The organism is Sporosarcina sp. NPDC096371, assembly GCF_044762865.1.
In the GTDB taxonomy this organism is placed as follows: domain Bacteria; phylum Bacillota; class Bacilli; order Bacillales_A; family Planococcaceae; genus Sporosarcina.
On sequence record NZ_JBIWFE010000006.1, the window covers coordinates 31,785 to 46,605 of the forward strand.

General features: G+C 39.5%; 16 protein-coding genes and 1 pseudogene. 15 read left to right on the forward strand and 2 right to left on the reverse strand.

Going from position 1 to position 14,821, the window contains the following annotated elements; genetic code table 11:
- The first annotated feature begins 280 nt into the window (after nt 1–280).
- The 8 genes and pseudogenes from ACIQ0H_RS15765 (at nt 281) to ACIQ0H_RS15800 (ending at nt 7,173) form a co-directional block, all read left to right on the forward strand.
- Nucleotides 281–1,735 (forward strand): Msr family ABC-F type ribosomal protection protein, encoded by a 1,455-nt coding sequence (locus ACIQ0H_RS15765; protein ID WP_403416655.1) that lies wholly within the window; start codon nt 281–283, stop codon nt 1,733–1,735.
- 159 nt (nt 1,736–1,894) lie between these two features.
- Complete coding sequence (locus tag ACIQ0H_RS15770) at nt 1,895–3,181, forward strand: MFS transporter (protein ID WP_403416658.1); 1,287 nt, start codon at nt 1,895–1,897, stop codon at nt 3,179–3,181.
- A 71-nt stretch (nt 3,182–3,252) separates the two neighbouring features.
- Nucleotides 3,253–3,594, forward strand: a complete 342-nt coding sequence (locus ACIQ0H_RS15775; protein WP_403416660.1) for a zinc ribbon domain-containing protein YjdM — start codon at nt 3,253–3,255, stop codon at nt 3,592–3,594.
- 383 nt (nt 3,595–3,977) lie between these two features.
- Nucleotides 3,978–4,244 carry a YqhV family protein gene (locus ACIQ0H_RS15780; protein WP_403416662.1) on the forward strand — a complete coding sequence of 89 codons (267 nt, stop codon included), beginning with the start codon at nt 3,978–3,980 and terminating at the stop codon, nt 4,242–4,244.
- 263 nt (nt 4,245–4,507) lie between these two features.
- A complete protein-coding gene (locus ACIQ0H_RS15785; RefSeq protein ID WP_403416664.1) occupies nt 4,508–5,275 on the forward strand; it encodes a class I SAM-dependent methyltransferase in 768 nt (255 codons plus the stop codon).
- A gap of 111 nt (nt 5,276–5,386) precedes the next feature.
- Nucleotides 5,387–5,863: a hypothetical protein gene (locus ACIQ0H_RS15790; RefSeq protein ID WP_403416667.1), complete on the forward strand. Its 477-nt coding sequence runs from the start codon at nt 5,387–5,389 to the stop codon at nt 5,861–5,863.
- 13 nt (nt 5,864–5,876) lie between these two features.
- A complete protein-coding gene (locus ACIQ0H_RS15795) occupies nt 5,877–6,701 on the forward strand; it encodes an aminoglycoside adenylyltransferase domain-containing protein (protein WP_403416669.1) in 825 nt (274 codons plus the stop codon).
- A 14-nt stretch (nt 6,702–6,715) separates the two neighbouring features.
- Nucleotides 6,716–7,173: pseudogene (locus ACIQ0H_RS15800) on the forward strand (NUDIX hydrolase).
- Nucleotides 7,174–7,300: 127 nt separating this feature from the next.
- Here the strand turns inward: ACIQ0H_RS15800 and ACIQ0H_RS15805 are convergent.
- On the reverse strand, nt 7,301–7,855 hold the full coding sequence (locus ACIQ0H_RS15805; protein WP_403416671.1) for a helix-turn-helix domain-containing protein: 555 nt from the start codon (nt 7,853–7,855) through the stop codon (nt 7,301–7,303).
- A gap of 112 nt (nt 7,856–7,967) precedes the next feature.
- Here ACIQ0H_RS15805 and ACIQ0H_RS15810 point away from each other — a divergent pair, with 112 nt between their 5' ends.
- The 7 genes from ACIQ0H_RS15810 (at nt 7,968) to hslO (ending at nt 13,256) form a co-directional block, all read left to right on the forward strand.
- Nucleotides 7,968–8,549 carry a LysE family transporter gene (locus tag ACIQ0H_RS15810; protein ID WP_403416673.1) on the forward strand — a complete coding sequence of 194 codons (582 nt, stop codon included), beginning with the start codon at nt 7,968–7,970 and terminating at the stop codon, nt 8,547–8,549.
- A gap of 252 nt (nt 8,550–8,801) precedes the next feature.
- Entirely contained in the window at nt 8,802–9,446 is a 645-nt protein-coding gene (locus ACIQ0H_RS15815) for an FMN-dependent NADH-azoreductase (RefSeq protein WP_403416675.1), read from the forward strand.
- A gap of 233 nt (nt 9,447–9,679) precedes the next feature.
- On the forward strand, nt 9,680–10,159 hold the full coding sequence (locus ACIQ0H_RS15820; RefSeq protein ID WP_403416677.1) for an Rrf2 family transcriptional regulator: 480 nt from the start codon (nt 9,680–9,682) through the stop codon (nt 10,157–10,159).
- A gap of 20 nt (nt 10,160–10,179) precedes the next feature.
- Nucleotides 10,180–11,127 carry an LLM class oxidoreductase gene (locus tag ACIQ0H_RS15825; RefSeq protein ID WP_403416679.1) on the forward strand — a complete coding sequence of 316 codons (948 nt, stop codon included), beginning with the start codon at nt 10,180–10,182 and terminating at the stop codon, nt 11,125–11,127.
- Nucleotides 11,128–11,143: 16 nt separating this feature from the next.
- A complete protein-coding gene (locus ACIQ0H_RS15830) occupies nt 11,144–11,365 on the forward strand; it encodes a DUF896 domain-containing protein (protein ID WP_403416680.1) in 222 nt (73 codons plus the stop codon).
- Nucleotides 11,362–12,354 (forward strand): MsnO8 family LLM class oxidoreductase, encoded by a 993-nt coding sequence (locus ACIQ0H_RS15835; protein ID WP_403416683.1) that lies wholly within the window; start codon nt 11,362–11,364, stop codon nt 12,352–12,354. The genes ACIQ0H_RS15830 and ACIQ0H_RS15835 overlap by 4 nt, the downstream gene beginning before the upstream one ends.
- A gap of 20 nt (nt 12,355–12,374) precedes the next feature.
- Nucleotides 12,375–13,256, forward strand: coding sequence for an Hsp33 family molecular chaperone HslO (gene hslO / locus ACIQ0H_RS15840; RefSeq protein ID WP_403416685.1), 882 nt, complete (start codon nt 12,375–12,377; stop codon nt 13,254–13,256).
- A gap of 71 nt (nt 13,257–13,327) precedes the next feature.
- Here the strand turns inward: hslO and ACIQ0H_RS15845 are convergent, their stop codons facing one another.
- Nucleotides 13,328–14,587, reverse strand: a complete 1,260-nt coding sequence (locus ACIQ0H_RS15845; RefSeq protein WP_403416688.1) for a TolB-like translocation protein — start codon at nt 14,585–14,587, stop codon at nt 13,328–13,330.
- Nucleotides 14,588–14,821: the final 234 nt, after the last annotated feature.

The following is a 14,821-nucleotide window of genomic DNA, read 5'->3' on the forward strand; positions in this document are numbered from 1 at the left end:
CATTTTTACAACTATACTGATCCATACGCATATATGTTGAGTAAACCACTCTTTAGAGAGGTTATTTGCTATGCGTACTAGGTTGGGATCTGTTGTAGAAGTTTTGTCGTTCTACGGGATATCTATGCCGATTTTTGAGTACGCAGAGCAATCTGCGTACTTTTTTAATTGGAGGGATCTTACATGGGGATGTTATTGTTCTATTGATACGAGCTTGAAGTAGAAGCTCGTATCGATCCTAGCTATCGATACGAAATTACAAATTTCGGAGGTAGCGAATATGGAACAAACCTGTTTTGAATTAGAAGATGTTGAAATGACTTATTTAGATAAAGTGATCCTAAAGATAGAACGATTAGCTGTCCATCAATTTGACCGTATTGGCATTGTTGGAAAAAATGGTGCGGGGAAGAGTACATTATTGAAATTGCTAGCTGGCAGTCTTCAATCAACAAGCGGAAAAGTGAAGCGTCATGTGGAGAGTGGTTATTTTGAGCAACTGGAACCACCAACTGTCGCTAAGGCAGACGGAGCATTACTTGGGAGATTAGCTGTTCCCCAAGAGTCGGGGCAGTTAAGTGGTGGCGAGCAAACAAGGCTTAAGCTTGCGCAATTGTTTACGCATTATTACGAAGCGTTATTAATTGATGAGCCTACTACTCATTTGGATCAAGAGGGGATTTCGTTTTTACTTGATGAACTGCGCTATTACTACGGTGCGCTTGTGTTAATTAGCCATGATCGGACTGTTCTAGATGCACTTGTTACTACCATTTGGGAAGTAAGTGACGGTGAAGTGTACGTTTACACAGGAAATTACAGTGAATACCTGGAGCAGAAGCAGGTAGAGCGTCAACAACAGCGGCAAGCTCATGAACAATTCATGAGGGAAAAGAGTCGTCTTGAACAAGCGGCACAAGAAAAAATGAAAAAGGCTGAAAAAATTGCTCAAGCAGGAAATATGTCAAAAAAAGAATCGAAGGCAATGGCCAATCGTATGATTGAAACAAAATCGAAAGGTACGAGCCAAAAAGCAGTGCATCGTGCAGCCAAGGCGATTGAACAGCGAATAGTAAAACTGCAGGAAGTCGGAGCTGTACAAGAAGAACGGCCCATCGTCTTCCGACAATCTGAAGCATTGGAATTGCACAACAAGTCTCCCATCATGGCAGACCAACTAACGCTTGAAATTGAAGGTAATGTACTAGTAGAAAAAGTGAGTTTCCAACTGCCACTCGACAAAAAAATCGCGATTACGGGGGCAAATGGGGTCGGTAAAAGTACATTGCTTCAACATATTGCAAATGGTGGTGCAGGTTTAACCATCTCACCAAAAGCAAAAATCGGGTATTTCCATCAAATGAGCTATCAATTTACAACGGATGAAACAGTGTTGGAATTCGTGAAAAACCGTTCAGACTATGATGAAGGATTATTACGTAGTGTGTTACATGCCATGCAATTTGCCGGTACAGATATCCAAAAGCGTGTGAAGTTACTAAGTGGCGGGGAAGCAATCCGCCTACAGTTATGTCAGCTATTCTTGGGGAATTATAACATTTTATTGTTGGATGAGCCGACCAATTTTTTAGATATCCAGGCGCTTGCAACATTAGAGAGATTTATGGTTGCATATAAAGGGACTATCGTATTTGTTTCACATGATCAAACATTTATCAATCATGTGGCAGACCTGCAGTATCATATTCATGCAGGGATATTAATTCAAGTATGATAGCAAGCCGTCGAGACAACCTCGACGGCTTATTTATTTGATGCCCCTTTTACTATTTGTACCTTCATTGATTTTGTTGTGATTGGGCTTTCCACGCTTGTCTGGTACTATGAAACAAGTAACTCAGTAATGCTAGAGTCTCAAGGAGTGTGAAAAAGTATGAAGCAACAAAATAACACAAAAGTAGAGCACTATCTCCATTCAACAGAAGCCCAACAAAAGTTGTATAAGCGTTCACTCATTGTGGTAATCATGTCGCAAATTTTCGGTGGTGCGGGGCTTGCCGCTGGGATTACAGTCGGCGCGCTCCTTGCGAAGGACATGTTAGGGAGTGCAAGCTATGCTGGACTGCCGACTGCGTTATTTACACTAGGTTCAGCGTTAGCCGCATTTTTAGTCGGACGTATTTCACAGCAATACGGTCGTCGATATGGACTTTCTTTTGGGTTTATCGCTGGAGGACTAGGGGCCATTGCGGTTGTGCTTGCTGCGACAATTAATAATGTCTTGTTATTATTTTTAGCGTTATTTGTGTATGGAGCTGGTACTTCCACAAATTTACAAGCGCGGTATGCTGGAACTGATTTAGCAAGCGAGAAACAACGGGCAACAGCCATTAGTATTGCGATGGTATCCACGACATTAGGGGCAGTGGGGGGACCGAATTTAGTCACACCGCTAGGGAAATTTGCATTGGCACTTGGCATACCAGCTTTAGCAGGTCCATTTCTCTTAGCAGCCGTAGCTTATCTCATCGCAGGTCTCATTTTTTTCATCTACTTACGTCCTGATCCGTTTTTAGTAGCAAGAGCTATCGCTGTAGAGAAGGATAAACAACGGTATGGTAGAGAGAACGATGGACTGCAGGTGCTACAAAGCAAGGTGAATCGTGTCGGTGTTGTCGTTGGGGCACTTGTACTTATTCTCTCACATGCTGTTATGGTGGGGATTATGACGATGACACCGGTTCAAATGCAAAACCACGGTGCGGGATTGAGCGCAGTTGGTCTTGTTATTGGTTTCCATGTTGCCGCCATGTATTTGCCGTCGCTGGTGACAGGTATATTGGTTGATAAAGTTGGTCGTACGTTTATGGTGATTGCTTCTGGTGTAATATTAGCGTCTGCAGGAATCATAGCGGCCTTTGCACCTGGTGACTCATTATTTTGGCTGGCATTTGCGCTCATATTGCTGGGTCTTGGGTGGAACTTTGGCTTAATTAGCGGGACGGCTATTATTATTGATTCGACGGATATGAAAACACGTGCGAAAGTACAAGGGACTGTTGATGTATGGGTTGCATTAGCTGGGACGGCGGGTGGCTTATTATCAGGGCTCATCGTTGCATATTCAAGCTATGCGATTTTAGGCTTTGTCGGTACGTATTTAGCCTTATTGTTAATACCTCTCATGATATGGGTCCGTGTGAAGGAGAATCGTAGCTAGGCTATTGTGTTTCAAGAAATGGTACGTCTTTTATGTTATAATGTACACGAATGAATGGAGGAATTGAAATTATGTCAAATTTACCAAATTGTCCAAAGTGTAATTCAGAATATACATACGAGGATGGCAACCTTTTTGTGTGCCCGGAATGTGCGCATGAGTGGACGTTAGAATCAGCAACAGAAGAAGTAGAAGAGAAAAAGGTTTACAAAGACGCCAATGGCAATATTTTAAACGATGGTGATTCTGTAACAGTCATCAAGGACTTGAAAGTAAAAGGCAGTTCAAATGTCGTTAAAGCAGGTACAAAAGTGAAAAGCATTCGTTTGGTAGATGGAGATCACGACATTGATTGTAAAATCGATGGCTTTGGTGCTATGCAATTAAAGACGGAGTTTGTTAAGAAGCTATAAATGTAAAAGATAATAGTCTGCGACAAAGTTGTATGAATCAACTTTGTCGCAGACTTATTTTTTTGTGCTGTTACGAGCTTCCCGGTAACGCTTATCGAGTTAAAGGGCAAGCTGTTTTATAGAGAATAGTGTTAATAGATCACTTAGTCACTTGTAAAGAGTATCTTTTATTTTTCAAAAGCGAAGTATAGATTGCCGATAAATTTATCTAAAGCAATAAGGACTATCCCATAAGTCGATGAAATTCCGACCTATGGGACAGTCCTATTTTGTATGTTTGATGATAAAAGTGAAAAGGCCTACATAGACTGTAGGGTGAGCTTTAGATAGGAGAAAATAGACTTTGTGAATAAAGAAATACCGAAGGAAAGGGGTCTGTATGATTGATTGAAAAAGCACTTTTGACGATAATTATATTAAGAATCTTTTCGGGAAGTGTAGATATCACGGCTGCGATGCTGATGTATAAATTTAATGATTTAGAAAAAGCCTTTTATATTAACACGCTGCTTGCTCTAGTTGGTCCTGTTGTTCTAATCATTACGACAGGGGTCGCATTATTTGGTCTGGCTGAAAAGATCTCACTCACTCGAATGATTTGTCTTTTTGCTGGAATTATACTTATTCTTTTTAGTCTTAAAGCAAAATAAGGACTAGCAGGAGATTAGAAAAAAATAGGGAAGTACTAGTATAGTAATAGACTTATATCCTTGCCTCGGTACCTTGGTGTATTGACCGTGCATTGTTTACCGTTAATATGTATAAATTAAGTAAATCATTGTATGATTGTGTGTATTGTGTAAAATGAGCGGTTTGATAAGAAGAAAACAACTAAGTTGATGCGAAAGTAAGATTCAAGGCCGCTCTTTCTATCACAGTTTTGATACATACACAATGGAAGAGGGAATGATGCATGACCAGGAATATATTTGAAGAAAACATGGAGAAATATGCCGATCCTGAAATGTATGATCATCTATATGAAGGATATCAGAAGGATTTAGCCATGATTGTTGAATGGGCTAAGTCCAGTCAAACGATAATTGAATTGGCGTGCGGGACAGGCAGGCTCACAATACCGTTGGCCAAACGTGGATTTCAAATGATTGGCGTTGACCTCCATAAGGGTATGTTGGAGCGAGCAAAACAAAAGGCGAGTGAGCACAAGGTGTCGATTGAGTTTTTACTACAGGATTGTACGAAGTTGACTTTGCCGGTGAAAAGTTCGCTTATATTTATGACTGGGAATTCCTTTCAACATTTTTTGACGAATGAGGTACAAGATGCATTGTTGCAATCTGTCCGACAGCATTTAGTAGAGGATGGAATTTTTATTTTTGACACTAGAAATCCTTTATTACATGAGTTGGCAGCTGTCGATGAGTATGAGCAAACGTATAGTGATAAAAATGGAGATCAAATCATGGAGTATCATCGTGATGAATACGAAGCGATGACGCAAATCTTACATTGTCATACGGATCGATATATTTATCAAAGTGAAGCTTTAATAGCAAAAGAGCAAGATGGTATTTCTCTCCGCAATTCATATCCACTGGAAATGGAAAGAATGCTTACAGGGAATGGGTTTGAGATTGTACAAGTATACGGTGATTGGGATAAAAACGAGCTGAATGAGAAAAGTGGATCTTTGGTATATGTATGTAGAGTTAGCAAGTGAAAAGGTCCGAGTTCTGGGGTTACTCAGGGCTTGGCCCTTTTTTATCAATGAATATCAATTCGAACCTTCCGTTTTGTGAATCGTCCTTTTAATGGGAGATGTGATTAGACCATGAAAAATAGTAAGTTCACTGTGATTTCAATCTTGTTACTAGTTTGTGTACTTTTACTAGCAATCAATCTATTTAAGAAAGATTTATGGGACACCAATTTAGAGCTGCTTAAAGGTAAAGTTTTAGCAGAAAAAGTAGTTGATGGCGAAGTAGATTTGACAACATTCACACAATTTGAATGGGATGAGGTGTATTCGTTTACGCCATTTGTTTCAAAGGAAGTCATTTATGAAACCATAGGGTATCAATGGGATGATATAAGTGAAACAGTTAGCGAGGGCATGAATCAGATTGTTTTTGTGAAGGATGGAAAAGTGGTTTGTTATATATATGGTTATCCGGATAATAATCAGTTTGGGCTATACTTTGAAGGAGCGAATCATAACAATGTTGCAACCATTTTGTATGCGGCAGATCACCCAATTTTTGATGTAACCAAAAGTGGAGAAGTTGTTTACTTGAGACATATGAAGTAAGGGAGAGAGCTTAATGGGTAAACTACCAGTTGATGTGGAAAAAGTTCTAGATAAATATATTTCTATGCTCCATGAACGTTTACCAAATAGCCTTGAAGGCTTTTATCTTCAAGGCTCTATTGCATTGGATGCTTATGTGGATGGTTCAAGTGATATTGATTTTATAGCGATAATCAATCGTCGTCTGTCGGAGCGAGAGATGCGGGTTCTATCGGAAATCCATAGAACAATAGCGAACACATACCCAAAGCCAGAGATGGATGGTGTCTATTTGATGTGGGCGGATATTGGTAAATTGGAAGCCGTGGAAACTAATTACCCTTTTTATAATGGCGGGAAGTTGGGGTATGGCGTTCATTATAACGCCATCTCTTGGTGGATTTTGAAAACGAATGGCATCAACATTCTAGGGCCTGAACCAACCTCACTTAATTTTAAAATAAATACACAACATCTAATTTCGTATGTAGTCGAAAATATGAATTCGTACTGGACAGGGCGAATTCAAAAAATAGAACTTGCGATGGAGGACATGCCTCAACTACTGGCCAAAGAAATTGATGATGAAATCGAATGGTCCGTCCTCGGACTGTTGCGTCAATATTATACCTTGAAGGAACACGGCATCATTTCAAAGCTGGATGCTGGTGAATACGCATTACTTCATCTGCCGGAGGAGTGGCATCCAATTATTCAGGAAGCCATAGACATTCGGAATGGTGCAAAGCGGGAAAGCTCTTCCTCTGATAGGGAGCGAATGGAAGCGGTTTTGAGATTTTCGAAGTACATCATTGATAATTGCAATAGTAGCTTAATCCCAAAAACTAAAATTAGTTAGCAGTGAGTATGACTATGGATTATTTGAAATGGATTAGAAGTAAGGTTGGACGACATAAAATATTTTTGAATTTTGCAGGGGGATGCATAACAAATCACCAGGGCGAGATTTTATTGCAAAGAAGAAGTGACCGAAATGCGTTAGGATTTCCTGGTGGAGCTATGGAATTAGGTGAGTCTGCTAAGGAAACTGCTATTAGAGAGGTCAAAGAAGAGATTGGCTTAGATGTTAAGATTAAGGATTTAGTAGGCATATATACCAAGTACCATGATCAATATCCTTCCGGTGACAAAGCTCAAAGTATCCTAATATTTTTTGATTTTGAGTAGGTAGGAGGACATTTATCGGTGGAAAGCAGTGAGACACTTGAGTTACGTTTTTTATTCCTAAAAAATTTCCTAAGCTTGTAAATCAGCAACATGAAGATGCATTTAACGACGTTAAGTTGGGCCTAAAGGAAGTATATAGGTGATTAACGAAAAATAATTACAATTTACTTGCAAGTTTCCAATAGAAGGTAAGGGTAGGTTAATTGCCGCAGTGTTGCCATAGGATCCTCCTACAAGTCGATAATCACCGGCTTATAGGAAGGTCTTTTTCTAGTTAGGGTAATACAAAACCATGCTTAAACGCGTCACTATTTTCCCTGGATTTTGATAGCTATGATACCTGTCAGCCTTGAAGCGGATGGAATCACCACTTCCTACGTTGTATTCTTCATTATTGACGCGAATCGATAACTCTCCGTCAAAAACCGTTAACAACTCCTCGGTTGCGTCCATATGTGCATCCGCACTTAGAAATCCACCTGGATCGATTTCCACAGTATAGATCTCAAAGCGTTTGTCATCTTCAAATGGAAAATGGGGATAGACTCGATATTTTCCATCGTCTTCAGATAAGACTTGAATATCATTTTTAGACACTACAATTGTATCCGGCTGTGGGTTATTGATGAGTGATGTGAAAGAAATCTTTAAGCCATTGGCTATTTTCCAGATGGTTGTAATGGTTGGGGCTGACTCTCCACGTTCAATTTGACCAATCATCGTTTTGCTGACTCCAGTTAGTTCAGCTACCTTTTCAAGACTTAACTTTTTACTTTCTCTTAACGATTTTAAATTCTTTGCAATGACAAGATGGATTTCTTGCATACAGACACCCCAATTTCTTCTGTACAATATAACGTCTGAATTGTACAATAAAACAAAACGTTATACCGTCTATTTTAGACAGTATAACATATCAGTCAGGGGGATGGCCTTTTTGCCAGTTATCACATTCTTGTTATATGTGTTTGTTATGAGTTTTACACCAGGTCCAAATAATATTATGGCGATGTTATTTGCGAATCAATATGGATTTAAGAAGACACTTCGCTTCTGTTTAGGTGTAGGGGCGGGTTTCTTTGTCATCATGATCTTGTCGAGCTATTTTAATCTTATGCTCCATAATATTATCCCGAAAATTGAATTGCCGATGATGATTCTCGGTGCAGGTTATATGCTATATTTGGCATTTAAAATTATTAGGAGTACCACTAATGGTAATGGGGATGATGGAGGCAAATATAATAGCTTTTTGGCTGGGATGCTACTGCAATTTGTTAATCCGAAGGGTATTTTATATGGCATTACGGTCGTTGCGACGTTCATCCTTCCGTACCATACTTCACATAGTAGCTTGTGGCTGCTTTCCTTATTTTTAGGTTTCGTCGGTATGTTGAGTACGGGTAGCTGGAGTCTCTTTGGCTCTGTCTTTCAAAAGTTTTTATCGACATATAGAAAGCAATTTAATATTGTGATGGCGTTGTTATTGGTATATAGTGCTGTGTCGATTTTTATGTGAACAAGCTAATCCAGCTTCTTTCTTTCTCAATAAATCTTATCCAATGTCAGCCGCTTATAAAACAGTAAGGATGCCGCTAAATGTTAGTATCGAGCGCCCTTCAAAAGGGAATGATTTCTAAAAGATACAGTTTAAAAAGCACGGAAGTCGAATTGCTAGATTTCAAGCTAATGTGTATGCTAGAATAACTTTTAGTGAGCCAAGGTAAGCAGATGGACACAGAAAAGAAAACCATTTGGAGGAATAATAAGAATGAATATTTTAGTAGTCAAAGCAAATAACCGCCCAGCTTCAGAAGCAATCTCAAGCAAAATGTATGAAACATTTATGGAAAACGTACAGGATGCAAAAAAACTTAACATCACAACGTTTGACGTGTTCGCAGAAGATATGCCTTACTTCGGTCAAGACTTGTTCAACGCATTTGGAAAAATGCAAAACGGTGAAGAACTATCTGACATTGAGCAACGTCTTGTTGCGGCTAAACAAAAAGCAATGGACGCTTTAACAGCAGCTGATGTAGTTGTTTTCGCATTCCCATTGTGGAACCTAACAATTCCAGCACCATTACAAACATTTGTTGACTATGTATATCAAGCAGGATATGCATTTAAATATAGCGCAGAAGGTCAAATGATCAGCTTAATGCCAGAGAAAAAAGCAATCCTTCTTAATGCACGTGGTGGTGTGTACTCAACACCTGAAACTGCACCGATGGAAATGTCAGCTACTTATATGCGTAATGTATTTGGTGGCGTATTCGGTATGTCCGTTGAAGAAGTTATCATTGAAGGACATAATGCTATGCCAGATCAAGCAGAACAAATCGTTGCACAAGGCCTTGAAAAAGTAGCTGAAGTTGCAAAAGCATTGGCTGCTCAACCGGCAACTGTATAAGGAAGACTATAAGTAAATAACTGCAGTAAATCCCCTCGTGAAAGTTTAGCGAGGGGATTTTTTGTATGTGCATATAGAAATTAAAGAATCTAATATAGGTGATTACCTGGCTGCTAACAAATAAGACTAAAGATTTTACTTTCAGGTTTTGATAAGTTAAACTAACGTGGATAATGAATATCCGTATTGATTTAGAAGTACTAACAATATCTTTTAAAAAGGTGGTGGGCATCATGCAGATGAAAACGGGTGTTGAACAATCTGTCTACGCCATTCTAATCCTGAATATGTTGCCGGATAGGGCGGTATTACCAGGAGAGGCCATTAGTCAGCAGTTGGGGACCTCACCGACTTATTTTCAAAAATTATTGAGAAAGTTAGTGAGTGCAGACCTGATAACCTCTGTCGCGGGTGTAAAAGGTGGCTTTAAATTAAAGAAAAAACCTGAAGAGATTCGAGTGTACGATGTATATCTTGCAATAGAAGGTCAACAATCTTTGTATTCTCCTAGTGGTATTCTCGATGACATGCTTGAACTAGAAAAAGAAGAAGAATGCTGTTTGTTGACGGATTTAATGGATGAAGCTGAATCGACTTGGAAAACTGTTTTGAAGCGTGAGACCATTGCATCTTTATACGAAGAAACAACTAATCGTTTTCCTGAAAAAGTAGAAGGCTTAAAGGAATGGATAAAAGAAAGAATGGTTTTATAAGAATATAGGAGAGTAACTACATGGATAATTTCCAATTACATCATGGTTTTGCACGAACATTTAAAGACAATACTTTAACGCTTGGGCTAGCATTTCCTTTGGAGTCTTATGAAGGAAGTTTCCCGGTGATGGATGTACCTGAGCAAATGAAACTTGCGAAAAAGGCGGAAACTCTAGGGTTCGCTTCTTTGTTTGTCAGAGATTCTCCACTTTATGATTCGAATTTCGGTGATGTTGGAGCCCTATATGACCCATGGGTGTTTCTTTCCTACGTAGCAGCGCATACGGAGCAGATTGCACTTGGTACTTCGAGTATTGTGACGACATTACGTCACCCGCTTCACGTAGCAAAGTCAGCTGCCTCGCTGGATAAAATATCTAATCAGCGATTGTTATTGGGTGTTGCGACTGGTGACAGGCCCATTGAATTCCCAGTATTTAAAGTGGATGTTAACGAAAAAGCAGCGCTATTTAGAGAGTCTATAGTAGTAATGAAAAAAGTCTGGAAAGAATCATTTCCACAAATTCAAACAGAGAGAGTAGAAATGCTACAAGGGGATATAGTTCCAAAACCATTCTTATCTGATATTCCGATTTTTGGAACGGGTTATTCTGGCCAAACAATTGAGTGGCTAGCCAAGAATACCGACGGTTGGCTATTTTATTCTCAAGGGGTCAATGAGCAGCGCAAACTTGTGGAGAGATGGCGAGAAGCAGCGGGCGGTTTTAAGCCATTTGCTCAAGCTTTGGCGATTGATTTATCAGTGAATCCAAATGAGGCACCCAAACCGATAAAAGGTGGGTTTAGATCGGGGTATAAGTTTTTAATTGATTATTTACATGCCTATGAGGATGCTGGAGTCAATCATGTCATGTTAGGTTTGAAAAATGGTACACGCCCGGCGGCAGAAGTAATTCAAGAATTAGGCGAATATGTGGTTCCTCATTTTCCTACAAATACACGATGAAAGAAGTGGCATATAGATGATTAAAGGTCTAGACCGTATTAATGAATTAGCAAAAAAGCAAAGGGAAGAGGGGTTGACTAATGCTGAAATGGTTGAACAAACCGTCTTACAGCAAGATTATTTACGTGAAATTCGAGGGCAGGTTCTCAATACAGTATCGGGTATAACTGTATTGGATCCACTGGGCAATGATGTGACACCTGAGAAAGTACAGCAGGAGAGGAAGTTAACGACATGAGGTTAAGTGTTCTAGATCAGGCACCCGTAACAAAGGGAAATAATGCAGTGGATGCTTTGAGAAAAGCAGAAGATCTTGCTATCTTAGCAGATGAATTAGGGTACCGTCGAATGTGGATGGCGGAGCATCATGGAACAAATACTTTTGCAAGTTCAGCTCCCGAAGTGACTGCGGCCCATTTAGCAGCCAAAACGCAACAAATTCGGATCGGTACTGGTGGCACAATGATGATGCATTATTCTCCGCTAAAACTCGCTGAAGTGTTTAAAACCCTGAGCGCATTCTCACCAGGTCGGATTGACTTTGGTGTAGGGCGAGCACCAGGAGGGGATAATGATTCCATCTATGCTTTATCCGAAGGGCGTCCTCCAATGGTGAACAATATGTATGAAAAATTCGATATAGCTTTGCAATTGATCAACGATGAAGTACCAGGCGATAGCCTATACAACAAAACGATTGCGACGCCATCGCAAGTTGTTTTGCCTGAAGCTTGGCTATTGGGGTCAAGTGGAAATAGTGCCATTCAAGCAGGGCGTATGGGCGTTGGATATTCGTTTGCACAGTTTTTTAATGGTCAGATGTCCGAATCAATTTTGGAGGCTTATAAGAAGAACTTTCAACCTTCAGCATTTATGGAGAAACCAGAAATCAATGTTTCCTATATGGTGACAACAGCTGAAACAGCAGAAGAAGCTGAGTTTGAGGCAATGCCCCAAGATATTTGGAGGTTACTGTTTATGAAAGGCAAAGTCGGGCAAGTTTTGACGCCTGAAGAAGCCCGTGATTATCCGATTACGGAAATGGATCGTATGATGATTAAAGAAAGTCGTAAAATCCACTTAGTGGGATCTTCGAAGGAAATTGCAGCGCGATTACAAGAAGAACAAGCACGTTATGGATTTGATGAAGCAATGATTTGTAGTATTCCTCATTCGCAAGAGAAACGTTTGAATGTCTATCGCTTACTAGCGCAGGAGCTACTGTAGGAAGGAAAGGAAGTACTGGAATGAAGGATTATTTAGTAAAAGCCATTGCCTATAATGATCAGGTACGTGCTTATGCAGCAATCACAACAGAAACTGTCGGAGAAGCTGAACGCCGCCACCATACTTTGCCAACTGCATCTGTAGCACTTGGGCGTTCCATGACAGCCGGAGTGATACTAGGTGCTATGCTGAAGGGCGAAGAGAAAATATCGATTAAAATTGACGGTGGCGGTCCAATTGGAACGATTTTGGTTGACGCAAACACAAAAGGAGAAGTTAGAGGGTATGTTACAAATCCTCAAACTCATTTTGATGTAAATGATCAAGGTAAACTAGATGTGAAAAGAGCCGTAGGTACAAATGGACTACTTACCATTTCAAAGGATATCGGCTTGCAACAGCCCTTTGTTGGTTATATTCCCCTTGTATCAGGTGAGATAGCTGATGATTTCACATCCTATATTGTGAACTCAGAGCAAGTACCATCTTCCGTTGGAGTAGGTGTTTTAGTAAATCCGGATCAGACGATTCAGGCAGCAGGAGGTTTCATCATTCAACTGATGCCTGGAACAGATGATGAGACCATCCATATGATTGAAGAACGTTTGAAAGACATCATGCCTATCTCATCAATGGTGGAGCAAGGAATGACACCAGAGCAAATACTCGAACAAGTATTAGGTGCTGGAAATGTGAAGTTTCTTGAGGAAATTCCAGTTCAATTCCAATGTCAATGCTCAGAAGAGAGAATTTCGAACGCCATTATCAGTTTAGGTAGTGCCGAAATTCAAGATATGATTCAAACTGACGGGCAAGCTGACGCACAATGTCATTTTTGTAATGAAAACTATCATTTCTCTAAAGAAGATTTAGAATTATTACTGGAAGCGGCAGTTTCATAAAGTTTTATGTTATTCATACCATTAAAAAGCCATCTTTTCGCTTATTGAAAAGATGGCTTTTGCTTATCCTTTTATTGTGAAGGGAAAAAGTCATACATCCCTAGCCAGATATCATGGACCCATACTCTTGCATGGTCACCATTTGGATCAGCAACCCATAAATCACCTTTTGAAGATACTAAATCACTTTTTCTTGTCCAAGTGATTTTATTTATGGAAGGTAAAAAAATGGGGGTAAAATCCCCTTGGCCTTTTGGAGGTCTTGTTATTTGTATTTGTTTTGAATCGGTTAATGACAACAGATACAAAACCGGTTTCGGACGCTTGTTAGCATCATCGGACCATTCGGTTTCCGGTACTCTGGAGACGATTAATGAAGTATTATCTACCCATGTAAAACCCATTTCAGCATAGTTTTTTGGTGTAAGGATTACTGTTTGATTTGCAGGGATTCCGGTAACTTTTAGATCCTTATTTTTAAATCCAAAGACAATCCTTCCGCCACCGGCAATATAACCGAGTAAGTTTTCGGTGAAAGACCATTTTAGGATGGCCTCCTGATTGAGCTCGTCAATCACTTCAAAGTTTTTGCCGTCTACAGAAATCACACAAAGCATATCACTGTCCATCGACCATGAAGCGGTAGGGAATACGACAAAAGCTATCCACTGTTTGTTTGGTGAATACGTAAACGAACCCACATCGATCGAGATGATTTTTACGTCATCTTTTCCTATCTCTTTTGGTATTACAAATAATTTTTTTGCATTATTTGTTGAGAAATTTCTGTTTTGATAACCCTCAATAGAAATGGTGTAAAGAATTGGATGGGTCCAGCCGTCTGGGCGGATAGAAGCACTTGATGACTCGATAAAACCTTTCCCATCTGGCTGCCATGCATAATCGCTTACACCTAAAGCAATATTATAGAAGTGTTTCAAATTAGATATATTCAATATACCTCCAGCACTAAAGGCAACAATGTTCTCTGTTGGAGACCATTTCGGATTAGAGCCGTCATAAAAAATTTTACGATGCTTTTTTGTTGCGACATCATAAATCCATAATTCATTTGAAGTTCCTTTCGGATCGATTATATTGCCAGCGACTTCTTTTTGATAAAGAAGCATTTTTCCGTCGAACGACCATTGAGGAGGATAATTATAAGTCCCTTTCTCTTTAGTTATTTTCACCTCCTTGTCATCCATCTTTACCCACAAATATCCATCCCGAATAAAAGCTATTTTTACACTAGATGTATTCGTTTTCGCATGGATAATTGGCGGGAAAATAAGACAGAAGACGATAAGGATCCGAATTAATTTTGTCATGACATCACATCACCTCTTATCTTGTATATTGTCCAGCAAACCTAAACTGAATCATGTCTAATTTTTACTGTTATAAAAGGGCAATTTAAGTAGATATCTCGTGCGAATTAATTGACTGTTACAATTAATTTGCGGAAATCAAATAATCAACTTCGCAGCTTTCTCGAGCCTAAATTTTATTATAGAGCATGGTCAACTTTAAAAATTGAAACTAATCAAGTCGTCAATCAAAGA

Bases quoted from the DNA above. Each gene is read 5' to 3' on its own strand.
- ACIQ0H_RS15765 (WP_403416655.1), top strand. From the start codon at position 281: ATGGAACAAACCTGTTTTGAATTAGAAGATGTTGAAATGACTTATTTA.
- ACIQ0H_RS15770 (WP_403416658.1), top strand. From the start codon at position 1,895: ATGAAGCAACAAAATAACACAAAAGTAGAGCACTATCTCCATTCAACA.
- ACIQ0H_RS15775 (WP_403416660.1), top strand. From the start codon at position 3,253: ATGTCAAATTTACCAAATTGTCCAAAGTGTAATTCAGAATATACATAC.
- ACIQ0H_RS15785 (WP_403416664.1), top strand. From the start codon at position 4,508: ATGACCAGGAATATATTTGAAGAAAACATGGAGAAATATGCCGATCCT.
- ACIQ0H_RS15790 (WP_403416667.1), top strand. From the start codon at position 5,387: ATGAAAAATAGTAAGTTCACTGTGATTTCAATCTTGTTACTAGTTTGT.
- ACIQ0H_RS15795 (WP_403416669.1), top strand. From the start codon at position 5,877: ATGGGTAAACTACCAGTTGATGTGGAAAAAGTTCTAGATAAATATATT.
- ACIQ0H_RS15805 (WP_403416671.1), bottom strand. From the start codon at position 7,855: ATGCAAGAAATCCATCTTGTCATTGCAAAGAATTTAAAATCGTTAAGA.
- ACIQ0H_RS15815 (WP_403416675.1), top strand. From the start codon at position 8,802: ATGAATATTTTAGTAGTCAAAGCAAATAACCGCCCAGCTTCAGAAGCA.
- ACIQ0H_RS15820 (WP_403416677.1), top strand. From the start codon at position 9,680: ATGCAGATGAAAACGGGTGTTGAACAATCTGTCTACGCCATTCTAATC.
- ACIQ0H_RS15825 (WP_403416679.1), top strand. From the start codon at position 10,180: ATGGATAATTTCCAATTACATCATGGTTTTGCACGAACATTTAAAGAC.
- ACIQ0H_RS15830 (WP_403416680.1), top strand. From the start codon at position 11,144: ATGATTAAAGGTCTAGACCGTATTAATGAATTAGCAAAAAAGCAAAGG.
- ACIQ0H_RS15835 (WP_403416683.1), top strand. From the start codon at position 11,362: ATGAGGTTAAGTGTTCTAGATCAGGCACCCGTAACAAAGGGAAATAAT.
- hslO (WP_403416685.1), top strand. From the start codon at position 12,375: ATGAAGGATTATTTAGTAAAAGCCATTGCCTATAATGATCAGGTACGT.
- ACIQ0H_RS15845 (WP_403416688.1), bottom strand. From the start codon at position 14,587: ATGACAAAATTAATTCGGATCCTTATCGTCTTCTGTCTTATTTTCCCG.